The organism is Burkholderia sp. AU16482, from assembly GCF_002223285.1.
Taxonomy (GTDB): Bacteria; Pseudomonadota; Gammaproteobacteria; order Burkholderiales; family Burkholderiaceae; genus Burkholderia; species Burkholderia semiarida.
In genome coordinates, this window is sequence record NZ_NKEY01000006.1 from 2003529 (window position 1) to 2024615 (window position 21087).

Annotated in this window: 21 protein-coding genes; 12 read left to right on the forward strand and 9 right to left on the reverse strand. The window is 67.5% G+C overall.

Going from position 1 to position 21087, the window contains the following annotated elements:
* Nucleotides 1-93 precede the first annotated feature (93 nt).
* Nucleotides 94-1023 (reverse strand): 2-hydroxyacid dehydrogenase, encoded by a 930-nt coding sequence (locus CFB35_RS26245; protein ID WP_059575365.1) that lies wholly within the window; start codon nt 1021-1023, stop codon nt 94-96.
* Nucleotides 1024-1189: 166 nt separating this feature from the next.
* Between CFB35_RS26245 and CFB35_RS26250 the strand changes: the two genes are divergently transcribed.
* The 7 genes from CFB35_RS26250 to CFB35_RS26280 all read left to right on the forward strand — a co-directional run bounded on the left by CFB35_RS26250 (nt 1190) and on the right by CFB35_RS26280 (nt 6698).
* A complete protein-coding gene (locus CFB35_RS26250; RefSeq protein WP_059575367.1) occupies nt 1190-2113 on the forward strand; it encodes an ABC transporter substrate-binding protein in 924 nt (307 codons plus the stop codon).
* Complete coding sequence (locus CFB35_RS26255; RefSeq protein ID WP_059575369.1) at nt 2110-3288, forward strand: ABC transporter permease; 1179 nt, start codon at nt 2110-2112, stop codon at nt 3286-3288. Before CFB35_RS26250 ends, CFB35_RS26255 begins: the two co-directional genes overlap by 4 nt.
* The gene (locus tag CFB35_RS26260; RefSeq protein WP_059575371.1) at nt 3285-4238 is read left to right on the forward strand and encodes an ABC transporter ATP-binding protein; all 954 of its coding nucleotides are present in this window, start codon (nt 3285-3287) and stop codon (nt 4236-4238) included. Before CFB35_RS26255 ends, CFB35_RS26260 begins: the two co-directional genes overlap by 4 nt.
* Entirely contained in the window at nt 4235-5005 is a 771-nt protein-coding gene (locus CFB35_RS26265; RefSeq protein WP_059575374.1) for an ABC transporter permease, read from the forward strand. The genes CFB35_RS26260 and CFB35_RS26265 overlap by 4 nt, the downstream gene beginning before the upstream one ends.
* Before the next feature lie 32 nt (nt 5006-5037).
* Nucleotides 5038-5433 carry an NAD(+)--rifampin ADP-ribosyltransferase gene (gene arr / locus CFB35_RS26270; protein WP_059575376.1) on the forward strand — a complete coding sequence of 132 codons (396 nt, stop codon included), beginning with the start codon at nt 5038-5040 and terminating at the stop codon, nt 5431-5433.
* Between the two features lie 158 nt (nt 5434-5591).
* On the forward strand, nt 5592-6278 hold the full coding sequence (locus tag CFB35_RS26275; RefSeq protein WP_059575378.1) for a lytic transglycosylase domain-containing protein: 687 nt from the start codon (nt 5592-5594) through the stop codon (nt 6276-6278).
* A 3-nt stretch (nt 6279-6281) separates the two neighbouring features.
* Nucleotides 6282-6698 carry a lysozyme inhibitor LprI family protein gene (locus CFB35_RS26280; protein ID WP_059575380.1) on the forward strand — a complete coding sequence of 139 codons (417 nt, stop codon included), beginning with the start codon at nt 6282-6284 and terminating at the stop codon, nt 6696-6698.
* A 178-nt stretch (nt 6699-6876) separates the two neighbouring features.
* Here CFB35_RS26280 and CFB35_RS26285 read toward each other — a convergent pair whose 3' ends face one another.
* The 8 genes from CFB35_RS26285 to CFB35_RS26320 all read right to left on the reverse strand — a co-directional run bounded on the left by CFB35_RS26285 (nt 6877) and on the right by CFB35_RS26320 (nt 15856).
* Nucleotides 6877-8229: a HipA domain-containing protein gene (locus CFB35_RS26285; protein ID WP_059575382.1), complete on the reverse strand. Its 1353-nt coding sequence runs from the start codon at nt 8227-8229 to the stop codon at nt 6877-6879.
* Nucleotides 8229-8564: a helix-turn-helix domain-containing protein gene (locus tag CFB35_RS26290; RefSeq protein WP_059575384.1), complete on the reverse strand. Its 336-nt coding sequence runs from the start codon at nt 8562-8564 to the stop codon at nt 8229-8231. The genes CFB35_RS26285 and CFB35_RS26290 overlap by 1 nt, the downstream gene beginning before the upstream one ends.
* A gap of 254 nt (nt 8565-8818) precedes the next feature.
* On the reverse strand, nt 8819-9259 hold the full coding sequence (locus CFB35_RS26295; protein WP_059575386.1) for a dihydroneopterin aldolase: 441 nt from the start codon (nt 9257-9259) through the stop codon (nt 8819-8821).
* Nucleotides 9256-9888: a sarcosine oxidase subunit gamma gene (locus tag CFB35_RS26300; protein WP_059575389.1), complete on the reverse strand. Its 633-nt coding sequence runs from the start codon at nt 9886-9888 to the stop codon at nt 9256-9258. Before CFB35_RS26300 ends, CFB35_RS26295 begins: the two co-directional genes overlap by 4 nt.
* Nucleotides 9878-12889 (reverse strand): sarcosine oxidase subunit alpha family protein, encoded by a 3012-nt coding sequence (locus CFB35_RS26305; protein ID WP_059575391.1) that lies wholly within the window; start codon nt 12887-12889, stop codon nt 9878-9880. The genes CFB35_RS26300 and CFB35_RS26305 overlap by 11 nt, the downstream gene beginning before the upstream one ends.
* Nucleotides 12886-13185 carry a sarcosine oxidase subunit delta gene (locus CFB35_RS26310; RefSeq protein WP_011547035.1) on the reverse strand — a complete coding sequence of 100 codons (300 nt, stop codon included), beginning with the start codon at nt 13183-13185 and terminating at the stop codon, nt 12886-12888. Before CFB35_RS26310 ends, CFB35_RS26305 begins: the two co-directional genes overlap by 4 nt.
* 25 nt (nt 13186-13210) lie before the next feature.
* Nucleotides 13211-14455 carry a sarcosine oxidase subunit beta family protein gene (locus CFB35_RS26315; RefSeq protein WP_034204196.1) on the reverse strand — a complete coding sequence of 415 codons (1245 nt, stop codon included), beginning with the start codon at nt 14453-14455 and terminating at the stop codon, nt 13211-13213.
* A 15-nt stretch (nt 14456-14470) separates the two neighbouring features.
* Nucleotides 14471-15856: an L-serine ammonia-lyase gene (locus CFB35_RS26320; RefSeq protein WP_059575392.1), complete on the reverse strand. Its 1386-nt coding sequence runs from the start codon at nt 15854-15856 to the stop codon at nt 14471-14473.
* A gap of 286 nt (nt 15857-16142) precedes the next feature.
* Between CFB35_RS26320 and CFB35_RS26325 the strand changes: the two genes are divergently transcribed.
* The 5 genes from CFB35_RS26325 (at nt 16143) to CFB35_RS26345 (ending at nt 21016) form a co-directional block, all read left to right on the forward strand.
* Nucleotides 16143-17216, forward strand: a complete 1074-nt coding sequence (locus tag CFB35_RS26325) for a GlxA family transcriptional regulator (protein ID WP_059575394.1) — start codon at nt 16143-16145, stop codon at nt 17214-17216.
* Between the two features lie 190 nt (nt 17217-17406).
* The gene (locus CFB35_RS26330) at nt 17407-18111 is read left to right on the forward strand and encodes a FadR/GntR family transcriptional regulator (protein ID WP_059575396.1); all 705 of its coding nucleotides are present in this window, start codon (nt 17407-17409) and stop codon (nt 18109-18111) included.
* 58 nt (nt 18112-18169) lie between these two features.
* Nucleotides 18170-19060, forward strand: a complete 891-nt coding sequence (ltnD, locus tag CFB35_RS26335; protein ID WP_059575397.1) for an L-threonate dehydrogenase — start codon at nt 18170-18172, stop codon at nt 19058-19060.
* Nucleotides 19061-19079: 19 nt separating this feature from the next.
* On the forward strand, nt 19080-20378 hold the full coding sequence (otnK, locus tag CFB35_RS26340) for a 3-oxo-tetronate kinase (protein WP_059575399.1): 1299 nt from the start codon (nt 19080-19082) through the stop codon (nt 20376-20378).
* The gene (locus tag CFB35_RS26345) at nt 20375-21016 is read left to right on the forward strand and encodes an aldolase (protein WP_059575402.1); all 642 of its coding nucleotides are present in this window, start codon (nt 20375-20377) and stop codon (nt 21014-21016) included. Before otnK ends, CFB35_RS26345 begins: the two co-directional genes overlap by 4 nt.
* Nucleotides 21017-21087 lie beyond the last annotated feature (71 nt).

Sequence of the window (21087 nt, forward strand, 5' to 3'; positions counted from 1 at the left end):
TTCACGAGGGCCTGCAAGGCGTGCACGCGGTCCGAACCACGCCGTCTCGCGACCGGCGCGACCGCGTTTCGCACCGGCAACACCGATCGCCGCCTACACCGGCGTCAATACCGGCTGCCCCGCGAAATGCCGCGCCGCGTTGTCGAGAAACTGCCGCACCGAACGATCGAGCGCCTCGGGCGACCAGCCGCCCATGTGCGGCGTGAGCACGACGCTGTCGAGATCGGTCAACGCACGCGGCGGCGCCGGTTCGCCTTCATACACGTCGAGCCCCGCGCCCGCGATGCGCCGTTCGCGCAGCGCGTCCGCCAAAGCAGCGGTATCGACAACGCTGCCGCGCGACACGTTCACGAGGAAACCGCCCGGGCCGAGCGCGTCGAGCACCGCGCGATCGATCAGATGCCGCGTGCCTGCACCGCCCGGCGTCGCGACGATCAGGAAATCGGCCCACTGCGCGAGTGCGTCGACCCGGTCGAAATAGCGGTACGGCACCGGCTTCTCCGAGCGGTTGTGATAACCGATCTCGATGTCGAAGCCGGCCGCGCGACGCGCGCACTTCTCGCCGATCTTGCCTAGCCCGACGATGCCGAGCTTCTTGCCCGACACGTTCGGCGGCATCGACAGCTCGTCGCGCCACACGCCCGCGCGGGTTTTCGCATCGAGCTGCACGACGTTGCGCACCGCCGCCAGCAGCAGCGCGAACGCGTGATCGGCGACGCAATCGTCGTTGGTGCCGGCGCCCGTCACCACCGTGATGCCGCGCGTCTTCGCATGCACGACGTCGATGTGTTCGTAGCCCGCGCCGAGCGCGCTGACGAACGTCACGCGCGGCAGCCGGTCGATCTCGGCGGCGCTCAACCCCGTGCTGCCGTTGGTCAGCACCGCTCGGATCGTGCTGCCGTGCTCGGCGATCGCGCGTTCGCGCGCATCGGGAGTCGGCGCGTAACGCACGTCGAACGACGCGGCGATCTCGCGATGCGCGTCGCCGCGCAGCGCGATGAGGACCAGCAGCTCGGGCTTCATGTCAGCAAATGTCCGCAGGCGGGAGTGAATTTCAGTGTAACAAGCCCGCACGATGGATGCGGGTTATCCCCACGCCGTCTGTGGACACGCGGCCGCACGCGGTTTGCCAAAGCCGGCTCAGTCAAGTAACTTTCGGCGTACGCCCCCGTCCTGGAGATTGGCCCCGATGAAGCTCGCCCTGCCCGCCCGGATCCTGGGCCTCGCGTTCGCCGCCGCGATCGTCGCGCCCGGCGCGCATGCCGACACGCCCGTCGTGGTGTCGTCGAAGATCGACACCGAAGGCAACCTGCTCGGCAACCTCATTTCACAGGTGCTGAAGGCCCACGGCGTTCCCGTCACCGAAAAGATCGCGCTCGGCACGACGCCGATCGTGCGCAAGGCGCTCACGAGCGGCGAGATCGACATCTACCCCGAATACACGGGCAACGCCGCGTTCTTCTTCAACAAGGCCGACGACCCGGTATGGAAGAACGCGAGCCAAGGCTACGACACCGCCAGGAAGCTCGACTACGCGGCGAACCATCTCGTGTGGCTCGCACCGGCGCCCGCGAACAACACGTGGGGCGTCGCGCTGCTCGCGCCCGTCGCGCAGTCGCAGCACCTGAAGACCTTCTCCGACTTCGGCAAGTGGGTGGCAGGCGGCGGCAAGGTGAAGCTCGCGGCCTCGGCCGAGTTCGTGAACAGCGCGTCGGCGCTGCCGTCGTTCGAGAAGGCGTACGGCTTCAAGCTGAAGCCGGAGCAGCTCGTCGTGCTGTCCGGCGGCGACACGGCCGCGACGATCAAGGCCGCCGCGAACCAGACCGATGGCGTGAACGCCGCGATGGTCTACGGCACCGACGGCGGCATCGCGTCGAGCGGCCTCGCGGTGCTCGACGACGACAAGCACGTGCAGCCCGTCTACGCGCCGGCGCCGGTGATCCGGGAAGCCGCGCTGAAAGCGCATCCGCAGATCGCCGACTTGCTGAAGCCCGTGTTCGCGAGCCTCGACCTGAAGACGCTGCAATCGCTGAACGCCCGCATCCAGCTCAACGGCGAGCCGGCCGCCGGCGTCGCGAAAAGCTATCTGAAAGCGAAGGGTTTCGTGAAATGACGGGCCGCGCGGCGGCGTCCGCGCGGCGCATCACGCTCGACAAGGTCGGTGTCCTGATCGGTGTACTCACGCTCGTCGCGGTGTTCGGCCTGTCGTTCGCGGTGCTGCGGCCGAACCGGATCGCGGCCGGCACCGGGCTGTCGGTGTTCGCCGCGCTGCCCGCCATGCAGGGCGCCGCGCTCGCCGCGCTGTGGACCGTCGGCGCGCTGTGGGTGATGACGGCGAGCCGTCCCGCGTGGCGGCTCGCGGCCGGCTGCGCGGGGCTCGCGACGCTCGCGTACGCGATCGGCGCGGCCGCGGCGCACGTCGTCGCGCCCGACGACATGCTGGCCCGCGTGTCGCCCGACGCCGGCGTCTGGCTGCTGCTGTTCGCGTGGGCGGTGCTCATCGCCGATGCGCTCGCGCGCCTCGCGTTCGGCCCGTGGCGGCGGCTCGCCGCGCTCGCCGTCGCGATCGCGGCGGTTTCGGTGCCGCTCGCGAGCGGCTGGTGGGACGGCCTCTCGGTGATGCGCGAATACGCGGTGCGCAGCGACGATTTCTGGCGCGAAGCGATCCGTCACGTGTCGCTCGCCGGCGGCTCGGTCGCCGCCGCGCTCGTCGCGGGCGTGCCGCTCGGCATCGCCTGCGCGCGCATCGCGACGGTGCGCACCGTCGCGATGCCCGTGCTCAATATCGTCCAGACGATCCCCAGCATCGCGATGTACGGGCTGATGATGGCGCCGCTCGGCCTGCTCGCCGCGCACGTGCCGCTCGCGGCCGCGCTCGGCATCCGCGGCATTGGCGTCGCGCCGGCCGTATTCGCGCTGTTCCTCTACTCGCTGCTGCCGATCGCATCGAGCGTCGTGGTCGGGCTCGGACAGGTGCCGCCGCACGTGACCGAAGCGGCACGCGCAATGGGCATGACACGTATGCAGCGGCTGCTGCGCGTCGATCTCGTGCTCGCGCTGCCGGTGATCCTCAGCGGCGTGCGCATCGTGCTCGTGCAGAACATCGGCCTGACCGCGGTGGCCGCGCTGATCGGCGGCGGCGGATTCGGCACCTTCATCTTCCAGGGGATCGGGCAATCGGCCGCCGATCTCGTGCTGCTCGGCGCGATCCCGACGATCGCGCTCGCACTGGCGGCCGCCGTCGTGTTCGAAGCCGCGACGTCGCTCGCGAAGGGACGTGCAGGATGATCGAGATGGAACGGGTCGGCAAACGCTTCGGCGACGTGGTCGCCGTCGACGACGTATCGCTGACGGTGCAGCGCGGCACGATCACCGCGCTCGTCGGCGCATCGGGCAGCGGCAAGTCGACGCTCCTGCGCATGATCAACCGGCTGATCGCACCGACCAGCGGCACGATCCGCATCGACGGCGTCGATACGGCGAGCGTCGCGCCCGAACAGTTACGGCGCGGCATCGGCTACGCGATCCAGGGGCACGGGCTGTTTCCGCACTGGAGCGTCGCGCGCAACATCGCGACCGTGCCGCGCCTGCTCGGCTGGCCGGCCGAGCGCATCGACGCGCGCGTGAACGAACTGCTCGATCTGTTCCATCTCGCGCCGGCCGAGTTCGCAGGCAAGCTGCCGCATGAACTGTCGGGCGGCCAGCAGCAACGCGTCGGCGTGGCGCGCGCACTCGCCGCCGAGCCCGCGATGCTGCTGATGGACGAACCGTTCGGCGCGCTCGATCCGATCATCCGCAACAAGGCGCAGGACGACCTGTTCGCGCTGCAGCGCCGCCTCGGCATCACGGTCGTGATCGTCACGCACGATATCGAGGAAGCGCTGAAGCTCGGCGACACGATCGCGGTGATGGACGGCGGCCGGCTGCTGCAGGTCGCGACGCCGGCCGAGATTCTCGGCAAGCCGGCGGCCGGTGTCGTCGAACAGCTCGTCGCGGGCGTCGATCGGCCGCTGCGCCTGCTCGCGCTGACGCCGATCGACGCCGTTGCCGAAGCCGGTCATGCCGACGGCGAACCGATCGCCGCGACGCGCACGCTGCGCGATGCGGTGTCCGAATTGTTGTGGCGCGGTGTCGATGCGCTGCCCGTGGACGATACGGCCGACGGCAACCGTCACGCACACGACCCTCGCCGCATCACGCTCGACGCGATCCGCTCGCACGCGAGGAAGCCCGCATGACGGCGCCCGGCAGCAGCATGCGCCCCAGGCGGCCTTCGCTTCCCGCGTACGTCGCCCGCGCGGCCGCGCTCGCGCTGCTGCTCGTGCTGCTGTTGCGCCCCGGGTGGCTGCAGGGTCTGTTCGCGCCGTTCGCGGACAACGGCGCGCCGGTGATCTACGATCGCGCGAGCCTGCTCGATCTCACGCTCGCGCATCTCGGCACGGTCGCACTGTCGAGCCTGATCGGCACGATCGTCGCGGTCGCGGCCGGCATCGCGGTCACGCGGCCGTTCGGCGCGGATTTCCTGCCGGTCGCGCGCAGCGTCGTCGACATCGGCCAGACCTTCCCGCCGGTCGCCGTGCTCGCGCTGGCCGTGCCGGCCGTCGGCTTCGGCTTGAAACCCGTGCTGATCGCGCTCGTGCTGTACGGGCTCCTGCCGGTTTTCGAAAGCACGATCGCCGGGCTCGAGGATGTGCCGCGCGACGTCGTCGACGCCGCGCGCGGAATGGGAATGAGCGGGTGGCAGCAACTGGTGTCCGTCGAGCTGCCGCTCGCGTTCCCGGTGATCGTCAACGGCATCCGGCTCGCGGTCGTGATCAATCTCGGCACCGCGACGATCGGCTCGACGGTCGCCGCGCGCGGGCTCGGCGACGTGATCATCGCAGGCCTGCAGACGTCGAACACCGCGTTCGTGCTGCAAGGCGGCGTGATCGTCGGCTTGCTCGCGGTGCTCGTCAGCGATGCGATCGGCGCGATTGCGCGGGCGGCGAGCGCGCGGCGCGCCTAGAAACCGTTGCGGAATGTTTCGAAGGAGAAGCGATGACTGCATTAGACACCGGCCCGTTTTTTCATGGCACGAAAGCGGATTTGCAGATCGGCGACTTGCTGACGGCAGGCTTCAGATCGAATTATCGCGATGACGTCGTGATGAATCACATTTATTTCACGGCGCTGCCCAAAGGCGCCGGCCTGGCGGCGGAAATGGCCAAAGGCGAAGGCCGGCCGCGGGTCTACATCGTCGAGCCTACCGGCGAATTCGAAAACGACCCGAACGTCACGGACAAGAAATTCCCCGGCAATCCGACGCGATCGTATCGAAGCACATCGCCGTTGAAGATCGTTGGCGAACTCGATAGCTGGGAACCCTACGATCCGGAGTTCATTCAGCAGCTCAGAAGCCGCATCGAAACCGGCATCGGCGAGATCATCAACTAGCGTTCGTGCGGACTGCGATGCGTGTCCGCGCAACGATCGGCTTGCCGGCCCGCCCGAATCGACACAAGCCTACAGCGTGCTTTCATTCGAACCGGCGCTCGAACATCGGTGGCAATTGGCCGATATACTATGCGCCTCCCATTTCCCCGCACTCCACCATGCGACGACGGTTTTTCTGGCTGATCGTGCTCTCGCTCGGCATTGCGCAACAGGCCGCGGCGCAGCAGGCGCCCGCAGTGCCTGCGTCCGCGCCCGACGCGCTGGCATCGGCGCCGACCGTCGCCTCCGCGCCGCTCGCGAACGTCAACGATCAGCCTAACGAAGCAAACCGCCGCATCACCACCTACCTGACGAAGAAATTCGGCGTCGCAAGAGAAAAGGCCGCGAAGCTCGCGGATATCGTGAGCGTGACCGCGACGAAATATTCGCTGCCGCCGGCACTCGTTTACGCGATTATTTCGATCGAATCGCGCTTCCAGGAAAAGGCGCGCGGCCAGCATGGCGCGACCGGATTGATGCAGGTCGTGCCGTCCGCGCACCGCGGCATGCTGCGCGACGTGAAGGATCTCACCGAGCCGAATGCGAACGTCGAGGTCGGCTCGCGGATCCTGTCGGGCTACGTGAAAGCGGCCGGCGGCAACGTGCTGGCCGGGCTGAAGAGCTACAGCGGCGGATCCAGTGCATATGCGGCGAAGGTGATGCAGCGGGTCGATTCGTTCCGGTTCGTGCTCGAACCCGATGACGACGCGAAAAGTCCCAATACCGTGAACGACGGGAAGGCGCACATGGTGCCGGTCAGCGATCCGTCCGGCCCTGCGCCCGCCGCGAACCGCAACGCGAAGTAAGCAATGGGCACCCGCGTTCACACTGCTCCGGCCCGACGCCGCGCGGCCCGGCTGCTCGCCATCGTCGCGCTGTCGGCCAGCCCTGTATCGGCTTTCGCTGTCGTCGACTGCGAACAGGCGGGGCCGACGATGGAAGCCGTGAGGCGCTGCGTGCTCGATCAGCAGCAGAAGCAAGTCGACAGCGCGTACCGGTCGCTTGCTCGCAAGCTCCGCCAACGCAACCCCGACGCTGCCGCCCAGCTGGCGAAATCGCAAACGAGTTGGGCCGACTTTACCGGCGATACTTGTGACTACGTGAAGACCGCCAATCTGCAGCAGACGATTCCGAGTGACGCCTGGCTGAATTGTTGGGTGGGTTTCAGTCAGGCACGCGTGCGCATCCTGAAGAAGTGGGAAGCCCAATTGACGCAGCCGAACTGAACTGCCGCCCGCCCCGTGTCACCCGTCATTCCTGCACGCAACGCGCGCGCCAGCGATCGGTGCCGATGCAGCATCGGCTCTCACGCACCTGAAAGCAATACGGCGGATAGCGTTAGTCAGGCCGGTTTTTGCGACGCGCGCGCAAACGGGGCGTGCCGATGGTTGATGAAGCACACGCTCAGAGTAGCGTAACGTCGACCTTGGGCACCATGGGCGCAATACGCATGACGCGTTCCGCCTGCACTCGCACGTACTCGGCGATACGACGCACCCACGCACGCTCGTCACCCATATAGACGCCCGACTCCGCCAGCCCGGGGGCCAGTTCCGCCGCCAGCGTCGCCATCCGCGTCATTTCACGCGCAACGAGTGCCGGCCGGATCTGCACGCGATGCGCGAAGTCCGCGAGCGCGAAAGCGGTCAGTTCCTCGGTGCGGAATACATCTCCGTACGCCATCGCCATGTCCTGCACATAAGCGTCGCCGTACACGTTCACGCATACCAGATCGTAAAACGGCGCCGGCTCGAGCCCGCTGCTGCTGACAAAAAACGAAATGTTCTTGCCATGCGCGTCGCTGTTGCCGATCAGCAGTTGCAGCAACGCCCAGCGCAGCATGACCGTGCGCGCGGCGACCGGTGTCTCCAGAGACGATGTCAGCGAAAACAGCTTCTCGAAGCTCACGCCTTCGCGAATATTGCGCACGTCCGCGTTGTTGCCGAGATTGCGTTCGTATTTGAGCGTCGCCGGCAAGTCGAGGGCCTGGCATCCATCAATGACATGAAGCCGCTGCACAGCGCTCGCGCGCTGCGGGTCGTCCGGATCGGTCGTCACGAGCCGGTCGAATCGCTCGATCAGCAGAATGGGCTCGGGGATGCGTCGAATCTCGACATGCGCGACCGGCAACCCCATGCGGGCCGCCAACGTCATGCAGAAATGCTCGTTGGCGACCATGAACGGCGCGTTCGCGCTGCGCGACTCGGGCTTCAGAATATGCGAGCTGCTCAGCGCCCCGTCCACTAGGGCCAACTGCTCGCCTTCGACCAGCACCTGCAGCTTGTCCTGATGGCCGGCGATCGACAGGCGCACCCGATCGTCCCAGACGGGAAACGGAATCGCATCGCGCTTGTGAATACGGTCGGCCAGTTCTTCCGCGGAGATCGGTCGGCGCACGGGTTCGAGAGGTTCGGACGCCCGCCCGGCCTCATCGTCGTCCGGAATGAAGCTCAACGCACCAACGGGCTCCTTGCCAAGCATCCGGATCAGACCGAAGACGTTGTCCTTCGATATCTGATACATCGATGCGGCCACGTCGAGTGCGCGGCCCTCGGGAAGCAGATTGCCCACGAAGCGCTGGATCGCGCCCGCCGGCGGCTTGCCGCCATCGAGCGGAATGCACGGCGACAACGCAAACGCGTCTGCCCGCGCGAGCCACGCCGGATCGTAGGAAAAACCGTAGTCGTCGCGGCGGGCATCATAGGTCAGTTGTCCGACCGGCGAGCCGTCAGCCGAAATCCGCAGGCGATGGATCATCACCCCCCCTCGGACGAACGGGACGTGCCAGGCGAAGCGGCACGTATCGTCGCATGATCGCGCACTGCCTTGCGCGCCACCTGGACGTCGCGTTTCGGCACGACGAGCAAATTCAGGCCAAAGCCGTCCAACACCTTGAACAACTTGTCGAGACTCACCGCGCGCCCGTTTTCGAGGCGTGACAGGACGTCCTTGGAGACGCCAAGCATGTCGGCTGCATCGTCGATCCGCATCTGGTTCTGCGCGCGCCGGTTGCGCACGAGCGCCCCCAAGGCGGTGAGATCCAGTGCGAGCGGGTCAGGTATCGCGACGGGTTGCGGTAAGGTGCGGGCCATAATTCCGGAATTTCAGGAACAAAGCGCCGTCGAAGTCGATCGACAGCATAGTTACGAGAATATCGGAATTATAGTGAATCGTCCGCCAGATCGCCAATTGTTCCTATATTTCAGGAACAAAAACACCAAAGGCGGGCGGCGGGCCGTTGTTCTCATATTTCAGGAACTATAAACGAGTGCGGCGGCGCATTCGCGCCGCCGCCCCATGGAGTCACCGGATCACCTCCCTCGTGCCTTGATCCAGCCCCCTTCGATCAAAGCTGCCCCGCCGCTCCCGTCCACCGCAGGTAATCGCCGCGCGTCCAGTCCAGCGACACGCCGACGCGTTTCGTCCCCGGCCGGATCTTCGGCTTGTACACCGACAGCGTCAGCGATTCCAGCGCCGGCCATTCGCGAAACGACAGCACCGCGATATCCGCAACGAGCGTCTCCAGCAGCCGCGTATGCGGCTTGTGCGACAGGAACGACGCGACGCGCGCGCAATAGCCGTCGTAGTCGATCCACTCGCCCTGCTCGCTCGGCTCGCAGCGATACCCGAGCCGCGCATCGATCACGATCGGCTGCGGCGCCTCGTGCTCGTGCGCATGGATGCCGATCCGCGCGGGCACCTTCAGTTCGTCGACGAACACGCTCCAGCCGCGCCCGCGCAGGTGCGGCGCGTCGATCGCCACGAACGGTTCGTCGAACGGCTTCATGATGCGAGCGGCGCCGCGGCGTCGAGCATGATGCGCACGAAATAGTCGGCGAAGCTGCGACGCAGGACGATCTCGAACGAGTCGTCGCCGGTCGGGATCAGCGTGATCGGCGACTTGAAGTAGTGCGACTGCGCGCACTGGCCCGGCTTGAACACGCGCGGATGCAGATCGAGCGGGCAGCCGCGCGCGATCACGTCGCGCACGCGTTCGCCGGTGATCTCGACGACCGTGTAGCCGCTGCCGACGTCGACGGCCGCCGCGTACAAGCCCTGCACGGCTTCCGCCAGCGTGGCCTCGAGCACGCCGGCCTGAACCGGCCCGTTCGACCGCACGAGCCATTCGTCGGGCCCGAGCCACAGCACGTCGTACTCGGCGCCGCGCGCGACCGTGTTCGGCGTCGCGGGCGGCCGGCAGCCGACCACGCGCTCGAACGCGGCGACGAATGCCGGATCGCTCAACTCGCCGCGCACGTTGACGAGATCGAGGAACGGCCGCTCGCGCAGCGTGAACTTCTTCGATGCACGCGCCTGGTGCGCCTTCAGCACGTCGGCCGCGCCGACGAACGGCGATTCAAGCGTCACGCCGGCCGCGCCCGCCACCGGCGCCTGGTTTCTCGTTTCATTCCACATGCTGACGCACCCCTTCGGTATCGTAGAAAACCGGGCTCGAGATCTTCGCGGTGACGCGGCGGCCGTTGGCCAGCGGGATCACGACGCTCTCGCCCATCTTGTTCAGGCCGCCCTTCACCACCGCGAGCGCGATCGAGCGCTTCAGGATCGGGCTGTAGTAGCTCGACGTCACGTGGCCGATCATCGGCGTCGGATCGGTTGCCGACACCTGCGTGTCCTTCGCGATGATCTGCGCGCCTTCCGGCAGCACGAACTGTTCGTCTTCGGTCAGCAGGCCGACGAACTGCTTGCGGCCTTCCTTCGCGGTATCCGAGCGCGTCAGCGAGCGCTTGCCGAGGAAGTCCTTCGACTTCGCGACGAGCCCGCCCATCCCGAGGTCGTACGGCGTGATCGAGCCGTCGGTGTCCTGCCCGACGATGATGTAACCCTTCTCGGCGCGCAGCACGTGCATCGTCTCGGTGCCGTACGGCGTGATGTCGAACTCGGCACCGGCCGCCATCAGCGCTTCCCACACCGCGCGGCCCGCATTCGCCGGCACGTTCACTTCGTAGGCCAGCTCGCCCGAGAAGCTGATCCGCATCACGCGCGCCTTCGCGCCGGCAACCGTGCCGTTGCGGTAGCTCATGAACGGGAACGCTTCATTGCCGAAGTCGATGTCCTGGCACACCTTCTGCACGACCTTGCGGCTCTTCGGGCCGACCACCGCGAACGTCGCCCAGTGATCGGTGACGGACGCGAGCCGCACCTTCATGTCGGGCCATTCGGTCTGCAGCCAGCGCTCGAGCCACGTCAGCACGCGCGCGGCGCCGCCGGTGGTGGTCGTCATCATGAAATGCTGGTCGGCGAGGCGCACGGTCACGCCGTCGTCGAACACCATCCCGTTTTCGTCGAGCATCAGCCCGTAGCGGCACTTGCCGATTTCGAGCTTGTTCCACGGGTTCGTGTACATCCAGTTCAGCAGCTTCACCGCGTCCGGGCCCTGGATGTCGATCTTGCCGAGCGTCGATGCATCGAGAATGCCGACGCCGTTGCGCACCGCGAGGCATTCGCGCTTCACGGCCGCATGGAGATCCTCGCCGTTCTTCGGGAAATACCACGGCCGCTTCCAGTTGCCGACGTCCTCGAACATCGCGCCGTGCTCGACGTGCCATTCATGCACGGCCGTCTTGCGGATCGGGTCGAGGAAATCGCCCGTCTCGCGGCCCGCGAACGTGCCGAACGACACGGGCGTGTAGTTCGGGCGGAACGTCGTCGTGCCCGTTTCCGGAATCGTCTTGCCGAGCGCGCCCGCGAGGATCGCCATCCCGTTGATGTTGCCGAGCTTGCCCTGGTCGGTGCCGAAACCCATCGCCGTGTAGCGCTTCACATGCTCGACCGACTCGAAGCCTTCGCGCGCGGCGAGCAGGATGTCGGCCGCCGCGACGTCGTTCTGGAAATCGACGAACTGCTTCGGCCCACGCGCGGCCGCCTCGCGGCTGCCGACGAGCCACAGCGGCTGCAGTGCGCCTTCGACGGTTTCGGCGACCTGCGGTGCGGCCGGACGCTGCGCGGCCGCGAAGCCCGCGGCCTTCGCCGCTTCCACGCCCGCATCGACCGCGAGCCGCAACGCACGGGCGAGCCCGAATTCGCCGGCGGCCGCGCCGATGCTGGTTTCCGCCTGCACCGGCTTGCCCGGCAGGAAACACGCCTTCTCGTCGTTCCAGCACGCCTTGCCGCCCGATTGCGCGAACAGGTGCAGCACCGGGCTGAAGCCGCCCGACATCGCGACGAGGTCGCACGGCAGCGTCTGCATCTTGCCGCCCGTCTGGCCGTTCGAGTAGGACGCGACGTCGACCGACGATACGCGCCACTTGCCCGATGCGGCCGTGACGACCGCGCCGCTCATCACCGTCACGCCCTGCCGCTTCGCGGCGGCCGGCAGCGCGCCGTTCGACGACGCGCGCGAATCGACGACCGTCACCTTCGCGCCGCACGCCTTCAGGTCGAGCGCGGTCTGGTAGGCACGGTCGTTGTTCGTGAACACCACCACGTTGCGGCCCGGCAGCACGCCGAAGCGGTGCACGTAGGTGGAGACCGCACCCGCGAGCATCACGCCCGGCAGGTCGTTGTTGCCGAACACGATCGGCCGCTCGTGCGCGCCGGTCGCGAGAATCACGCGCTTCGCGCGGACCTTCCACAGCAGCTCGCGCGTGCCCTTGCGCATCGATACCGGCAGGTGATCGGTCAGGCGCTGCGTGACCGTCACGAGGTTGTGGTCCTGGTAACCGAACGCGGTGCTGCGCGACAGGATCGTCACGTCGGGCAGCTTGCGCAGCTCGGCTTCGATCTTCTCGACCCATTGCATCGCGGGCTTCGCGTCGATCTCCGCGCGGCACGACAGCAGGCTGCCGCCGAGTTCGCGCTGGTCGTCGACGAGGATCACGCGCGCGCCGGCCGTGGCGGCCGCATGCGCGGCGGCGAGGCCCGACGGGCCACCGCCGACCACGAGCACGTCGCAGTGCGCGTAGCACTTGTCGTATCGATCGGCGTCGAGCACCTCGGGCGCCTTGCCGAGGCCGGCCGCTTCGCGGATCTTCTCTTCGTACTTCGGCCACATGTTGCGCGGCCACATGAACGTCTTGTAGTAGAACCCGGCCGGCATGAAACGCGACAGCTTCTGGTTGATCGCGTACTTGTCGTTCTCGAGCGACGGCTCCGCGTTCACGCTCGTCGCGACGAGGCCCTGGTACAGCTCGATTTCGGTCGCGCGCGCGTTCGGCACCGTGTACGGGCCGGTTTCGAGCTGCACGACGGCATTCGGTTCCGCGACGTCGGCCGTCACGATCCCGCGCGGACGGTGGTACTTGAAGCTGCGCGCGACGAAGTGCACGCCGTTCGCGAGCAGCGCGGACGCGAGCGTGTCGCCCTGGAAGCCCTGGTACGTGCGGCCGTTGAACGTGAACGTCAACGGAATCGCGCGATTGATGCGGCCACCGGTGCCGAGGCGGTCTTTCTGGCTCATTTGCTCGTGCCCTCTTCGTGTGCGTTGCCGGCAGATGCGCCGCCGAACTTTTCGTAGCCCTTGATATCGTAGGTGACCGTGTCGCGCGTGACCTTGAACCAGCGGCGGCAGCCCTGCGTGTGCAGCCATTGCTCCTTGTGCAGCCCGCGCTTGTTCTCGCGCATGAACACGTATTCGCCCCATTCGCGGTCGGTCATGGTCTCGTTCGCCACCGGGCGCACGATGTCGGCTTCACCGCCGCACGTGAACTCGGATTCGGCGCGCGGCCCGCACCACGGACATTCGATCAGCAACATGTTTCCTTCTCCTTCAGTGCGGTGGTTAGTGCGCGACGGCGGCTGCGCCGTGCTCGTCGATCAGGTGGCCCGTATAGAAGCGGTCGAGCGCGAACGGCGCGTTCAGCGGATGCGGTTCGTCGCGGGCGATCGTGTGCGCGAACACCCAGCCCGAGCCCGGCGTCGCCTTGAAGCCGCCGGTGCCCCAGCCGCAGTTGAAATAGAGGCCCTTCACGTCGGTCTTGGTGATGATCGGGCACGCGTCCGGCGACACGTCGACGATGCCGCCCCACTGGCGGTTCATCCGCACGCGCGAGAACACCGGGAACATCTCGATGATCGCCTGCAGCGTGCTTTCGATGATGTGGAAGCTGCCGCGCTGGCCGAAGCCCGTGTACTGGTCGATACCCGCGCCGATCACGAGATCGCCCTTGTCGGACTGGCTGATGTATGCGTGCACCGCGTTCGACATGATCACCGAGTTGACCACCGGCTTGATCGGCTCGGACACGAGCGCCTGCAGCGGGTGGCTTTCGATCGGCAGGCGGATGCCGGCCATGTCGGCGAGCGTCGTCGTGTTGCCGGCCGCGACCACCGCGACCTTCTTCGCCTTGATGAAACCCTTCACCGTATCGACGCCGACCACCGCGCCGCCTTCGCGGCGAATGCCCGTCACCTGGCAGTTCTGGATGATGTCGACGCCCGCGCGGTCCGCGCCGCGCGCGAAGCCCCAGGCCACCGCGTCGTGGCGTGCGACGCCCGCACGGCGCTGGATCGATGCGCCGAGCACCGGGTAGCGGCTGTTCAGGTTGATCGTCGGCTCGATTTCCTTGATCTGCGCGGGCGTCAGGAATTCGGCGTCTACGCCGTTCAGCCGGTTCGCGTTCACGCGGCGCTCGGTGTCGCGCACGTCCTGCAGCGTGTGGGCCAGGTTCATCACGCCGCGCTGGCTGAACATCACGTTGTAGTTCAGATCCTGCGACAGCCCTTCCCACAGCTTCATCGCCTTCTCGTACAGCGCGGCCGACTCGTCCCACAGATAGTTCGAGCGCACGATCGTCGTGTTGCGCGCGGTGTTGCCGCCGCCGATCCAGCCCTTCTCGAGAATCGCGACGTTGGTGATGCCGTGCTCCTTCGCGAGGTAGTAGGCGGTCGCGAGGCCGTGGCCGCCGCCGCCGACGATCACGACGTCGTATTCCTTCTTCGGCTCCGGGCTCTTCCACTGCTTTTCCCAGTTCTCGTGATACGAGAGGCCGTTGCGGAACAGGCTGAATATCGAGTAGCGGCTCATGTTAGTGATCCTTCGTTAGCATTCGATGACGTTCACGGCAAGACCGCCGCGCGACGTTTCCTTGTATTTCGTCTTCATGTCGGCACCCGTCTCGCGCATCGTCTTGATGACCGAATCGAGCGACACGTAGTGCTGGCCGTTACCCTTGAGCGCCATGCGCGACGCGTTCAGCGCCTTGATCGCGCCCATCGCGTTGCGCTCGATGCACGGGATCTGCACGAGCCCGCCCACGGGGTCGCAGGTCATCCCGAGGTTGTGCTCCATGCCGATCTCTGCCGCGTTCTCGACCTGGTCCGGCGTGCCGCCCATCACGGCGGCGAGCGCGGCCGCGGCCATCGAGCACGCGACGCCCACTTCGCCCTGGCAGCCGACTTCCGCGCCGGAGATCGACGCGGTTTCCTTGTAGATGATCCCGATCGCCGCGGCCGTCAGCAGGAATTCGACGATGCCGGCTTCGTTCGAGCCCGGCACGAACTTCACGTAGTAGTGCAGCACCGCGGGGATCACGCCGGCCGCGCCGTTGGTCGGCGCGGTGACGACCCGGCCGCCGGCCGCGTTCTCTTCGTTGACGGCCATCGCATACAGGTTGACCCAGTCGAGCATCGACAGCGGGTCGCGCAGCGACTCTTCCGAACGCGCGCGCAGGCGGCCGTACAGTTCGGCCGCGCGGCGCTTCACGCGCATCGGGCCCGGCAGGTCGCCCTCGACCTTGCAGCCGCGTTCGACACAAGCGGCCATCGTGCGCCAGATCGCGAGCAGCCCGGCGCGCACTTCGTCGGCAGGGCGCAGCGCGCATTCGTTGCGCAGCATCAGCTCGGCGATCGACAGCCCGTGTTCGCGGCACTGGCGCATCAGGTCGTCACCGGTGCGGAACGGATACGGCACTTCGACGGCCGCGCGCACGCCGTTCACGCGGTCGCCGTCGCGGTTCACGACGAAGCCGCCGCCGACCGAGTAATACTCCTTCTCGACGAGCAGCTGGCCGTGCTCGTCGAATGCCTGGAAGCGCATCCCGTTCGGATGCACGATGCTCGTGCCGCTCATCAGCTTGCGATAGAAGCCGATGTGTTCCTTCTCGTCGAAGCGCACCGTCTGCTTGCCGAGCAGCGACAGCGACTTCTCCGCGCGGATCGCGGCGAGCCGCGGCTCGATCAGGTCAGGATCGATCGTGTCGGGCAGGTGGCCCTCGAGGCCGAGCAGCACGGCCTTGTCGGTGCCGTGGCCCTTGCCGGTCGCGCCGAGCGAGCCGTACAGCTCGACCCGCACGCGGCGCACGAAGCCGAGCAGGTTCGCGTCCTCGACGTGCGACGCGAAGCGGCACGCGGCGATCATCGGGCCGACCGTATGCGAACTGGACGGGCCGATGCCGATCTTGAACAAGTCGAACGCGCTGACGTTCATCTGGCTTCCTTTGGGTTGCATGCGTGAAATGTCGTTGGGCCCCAGTACATCAAAGCGTAAAATCGGCCGATAGAACAAAAACGGCATCGGCGTGGGATAGCGCCGCCAAGCGCCGCGCCGGCCGCCCGGAAAGTGCGTTTTGGCGATGGTTCGCGACGGAAAACCACAAGTCCGGCCGCGGCCGATCGGCGACGCTGGCTGCATCCGCGCCGCCTCCGGCAGCCGCAACCCGCAAACAGACTGAAACGAGTGAGACCGCCTGCCCGGCGTGACGAGATTGGCCGCGATGACCCCCGACGTACCCGCTTCCCCCCTCGCAGAACCCGCGCCGCGGCGCATCCGCTTCGGCATCGTGCTGCTGCCGAACTTCACGCTGACGGCCTTCTCCGGCTTCGTCGACATGCTGCGGCTGTCGGCCGACGACGGCGACTACAGCAAGCCCGTGCGCTGCGCATGGAGCGTGATCGGCGAGACGCTCGCGCCGGTGCGCGCGAGCTGCGGGATCCAGATCACGCCGTGGGAGACGTTCGACGCGGCCGAGCCGTTCGACTACGTGGTGGTGGTCGGCGGGCTGCTGCATTCGGGGCCGCAGGCCGGCCCTGAAACGCTCGACTTCATCCGCCGCGCGGCGACGGGCGGCGCGACGGTCGTCGGCATCTGCACGGGCGTGTTCGCGCTGATGCGCGCCGGCGTGCTCGACGGCTACCGCACCTGCGTGAGCTGGTTCCATTACTGGGATTTCATCGAACGCTTCCCGTCCGCCGATCCCGACCTGCTGATCGCCGACCGCCTGTTCGTGATCGACCGGCGCCGGATCACGTGCTCGGGCGGCCGCGCATCGATCGACGTCGCCGCCGCGATCCTGCTGCGCCATTTCGATCACGCGACCGTGCAGAAGGCGCTGCGCATCCTGCTCGTCGGCGAGATGCAGAAAGGCAATGCGCCGCAACCGCATCCGCCGGGCCTCGAGCCGGCGACACACCCGAAGGTCAAGCGCGCGATTCTTCTGATGGAACAGCACGTCGGGCGCGCGCTGCCGCTCGAGGAACTCGCGTGCAAGCTCGACCTGTCGACGCGGCAGCTCGAACGGCTGTTCAAGGCCGAGACCGGCAAGAGCCCGCAGGCCTTCGCGAAGCAGGTACGGCTGCGCACGGCCGCGTGGCTGCTGACGAGCTCGGACCGCACCGTCGCCGATATCGCATCGAGCTGCGGGTTCGCCGATGCGTCGCACCTCGGGCGCGAATTCCGCAAGCAGTTCGGCGTGCCGCCGGCGACCTATCGCGAGCGCGGCGGCGACGTGGCCGAAGTGGCCACGATGCCCGATGCGTCGGCCGACCCGGTCGAGGACATCGCCAACTGACCGCTCCAAGGGTGCGCGCCCTTTCCTGACCGATGCGGAACCGCGCACGTTCGCATCGGTTTAGGCGCGATTTGGAACCGGTTCCAATCAATTTAGCCGACGTTACTCGCTGCAAAGCGCGGGTTATCCCGGATGCTGATGTTCGCTCAAATTTGTATGATGACCACATCACCTTACAAACCAGAGCATCATGTTCGAGAAAATTCCGGCCCGCGCGATGAGCGACCATGTCGCGCAGCAACTGCTCAAGCAGATCGAAGTGGGCAGCTTCTCGGCCACCGGCAAGCTGCCGACCGAGGCCGTGCTCGCGCAGGAATTCGGCGTGAGCCGCACCGTGATCCGCGAGGCGATCTCGCGGCTGAAGAACGAAGGCGTGGTCGAGCCGCGCCAGGGCAGCGGCGTGTTCGTGAACCAGCACGGCGCGATCCGGCCGCTGCGGATCGACTACGCGGAAGCCGTCGAGGCAAGCTCGCTGCCGCACCTGCTCGCGGTGCGCCGCGCGATCGAGGCCGAAGTCGCCGCCGAAGCCGCGCTGCACCACACCGACGACGACATGGCGGACATCGACGACGCGCTGCGCAAGATCGACGAAGCGGTGGCCGAAGGGCGCGACGGCGTCGCGGAAGACGTCGCGTTCCACCGCACGATCGCGGCCGTCACCGGCAATCCGTATTTCCTGAAGACGCTGCAGTTCCTGAACCAGTATCTCGAAGCCGGCGTGAAGGTCACGCGCAGCAACGAAGCAACGCGCGAGGACTTCTCGCGCCAGGTGCGCGACGAACACGCGGCGATCGCCGACGCGATCCGCGCGCGCGACCCGATGGCCGCCCGCAACGCGGCGCGCACGCACATGTACAACGCCGCCCGCCGTCTCGCGGAAGCCGGCATCTGCTGAAGCCGGCGGCGCCCGCCGCCGTTGTCCAGAACCTCTACCGAATCGATCAAGGTTGACCATGTCACGAAATGTTGGAGTCATCGGCCTCGGCGCGATGGGCCTCGGCGTCGCCCGCTCGCTGTTGCGCGCCGGCCTGCGCGTGCACGCATGCGACGTGCGCGACACCGTGCTGCAGGCGTTCGCCGCCGAAGGCGGCATCGCGTGCGCGACGCCGGCCGAACTGGGTGCGCGGTGCGACGTCGTCGTCACGCTCGTCGTCAATGCCGCGCAAACGGAAACGGTGCTGTTCGGCGAACACGGCGCGGTCGCGGCGATGAAGCCGGGCGGCGTCGTGATCGCGAGCGCGACCGTCGCGCCCGAATTCGCGGTCGCGCTCGGCGCACGCATCGAGGCCGCCGGCCTGCAGATGCTCGACGCGCCGGTGTCCGGCGGCGCCGCGCGCGCGGCCTCCGGCGAGATGACGATGATGACGTCGGGCCCGGCCGCCGCGTATGCGGGCTGCGAGGACGTGCTCGCCGCGATCGCCGGCAAGGTGTACCGCCTCGGCGATGCGCACGGCATCGGCTCGAAAGTGAAGATCATCAACCAGTTGCTGGCCGGCGTGCATATCGCGGCCGCCGCCGAGGCGATGGCGCTGGGCCTGCGCGAAGGTGTCGATGCCGACGCGCTGTACGACGTGATCACGCACAGCGCTGGCAATTCGTGGATGTTCGAGAACCGCGTGCCGCACATCCTGAACGGCGACTACACGCCGCTGTCGGCCGTCGACATCTTCGTGAAGGATCTCGGCCTCGTGCTCGACACCGCGCGCCGCAGCAAATTCCCGCTGCCGCTGTCGGCCACCGCGCACCAGATGTTCATGAGCGCGTCGAGCGCCGGCCACGGCGGCGAGGACGATTCCGCCGTGATCAAGACTTTCCCCGGCATCACGCTGCCGCCCGCCCGCTGATTCGAACGACGTGCCTGCCATGACCGCTTCCGCTTCCCGTCCCCTGCTCGGCTGCATCGCCGACGATTTCACCGGCGCGACCGATCTCGCGAACATGCTCGTCAAGAGCGGCATGCGCACCGTGCAGACGATCGGCGTGCCCGCCGACGGCGCCGCCGCCGACACGATCGTCGACGCCGACGCGATCGTCGTCGCGCTGAAGTCGCGCACGATCCCCGCCGCCGACGCCGTCGCGCAATCGCTCGCCGCGTACGAATGGTTGCGCGCGCAAGGATGCCGCCAGTTCTTCTTCAAGTACTGCTCGACGTTCGATTCGACCGACGCGGGCAACATCGGGCCGGTGGCCGACGCGCTGCTCGATGCGGCCGGCGGCGACTTCACGATCGCGTGCCCGGCGTTCCCGGAGAACGGCCGCACGATCTATCGCGGCCACCTGTTCGTCGGCGACGTGCTGCTGAACGAATCGGGGATGGAAAATCATCCGCTCACGCCGATGACGGACGCGAACCTCGTGCGCGTGCTGCAACGGCAGACGCAGTCCGCGGTCGGCCTGATCCGCTACGACACGATCGCGCTCGGCGCGGCCGCCGTGCGCGCGCGGATCGACCAGTTGCGCGCGGAAGGCGCGCGTTTCGCGATCGCCGACGCGCTGTCGGACCGCGATCTCTACGTGCTCGGCGAAGCGTGCGCGGGCCTGCCGCTCGTCACCGGCGGCTCGGGCATCGCGCTCGGCCTGCCGGCGAATTTCCGCCGCGCCGAGCAATTGCCCGAGCGCGACAACGCGGCGTCGCTGCCGCGCATCGAAGGCCCGTCGGCCGTACTCGCCGGCAGCGCATCGAAAGCCACCAACGCGCAGGTCGCCGCATGGCGCGCGACGCGGCCGAGCTTCCGCATCGATCCGCTCGCGGCATCGCGCGGCGAACCCGTCGTCCACCAGGCGCTCGCCTTTGCGCGCTCGCACCTGCCGCAGCCCGTGCTGATCTACGCGACCGCGACGCCCGACGAAGTGAAGGCCGTGCAGCAAACGCTCGGCGTCGAAGCGGCCGGCCATCTCGTCGAAAGCACGCTCGCGGCGATCGCGCGCGGGCTGCGCGAACTCGGCGTGCGCAAGTTCGTCGTCGCCGGCGGCGAGACGTCCGGCGCGGTCGTGCAGGCGCTCGACGTGAAGTCGCTGCAGATCGGCGCGCAGATCGATCCGGGTGTGCCGGCCACCGCCACCATCGATGCGCAGCCGCTCGGCCTCGCGCTGAAATCCGGCAACTTCGGCACGACGGACTTTTTCGACAAGGCGCTGCGCGCGCTCGACGGAGCCGCATGATGAGCGACGAAGCAAAACTGCGCGAAGAGATCTGCGTGATCGGCGCGAGCCTGTATGCGCGCGGCCATGCGGTCGGCAGCGCCGGCAACATCAGCGCGCGTCTGGATGACGGCTGGCTGATCACGCCGACCGACGCGTGCCTCGGGCGGCTCGACCCGAACGACATCGCGAAGGTCGGCACCGACGGCCGGCCCGTATCGGGCGGCAAGCCGTCGAAGACGCTCGCGCTGCATCGCGGCATCTACGCGCGCAATGCCGAAGCGAACGGCGTCGTCCACACGCATTCGACACATCTCGTCGCGTTGACGCTCGCGGGCGTGTGGCGCGACACCGACGTGCTGCCGCCGATCACGCCGTACTACGTGATGAAGGTCGGCCACATTCCGCTGATCCGTTACCGTCGCCCGGGCGACCCGGCCGTCGCGGCCGAAGTCGCCGCGCTGTCGGACCAGGTGCGCGGCGTGCTGCTCGACCGTCTCGGCCCGGTGATGTGGGGGCCGTCGGTGTCGCACGCGTCATATGCGCTCGAGGAGCTGGAGGAAACGGCGCGGCTGTGGCTGATGACGCAACCGAAACCCGAGCCGCTGTCCGACGCCGCGCTCGACGAACTGCGCGAGACCTTCGGCGCGCGCTGGTAACGCGCCGCCGCACGGATCACGCACTGCTTCCCATGCCCGCCGTGTGCGCGGGCCCTTCCGTCAGCACACAC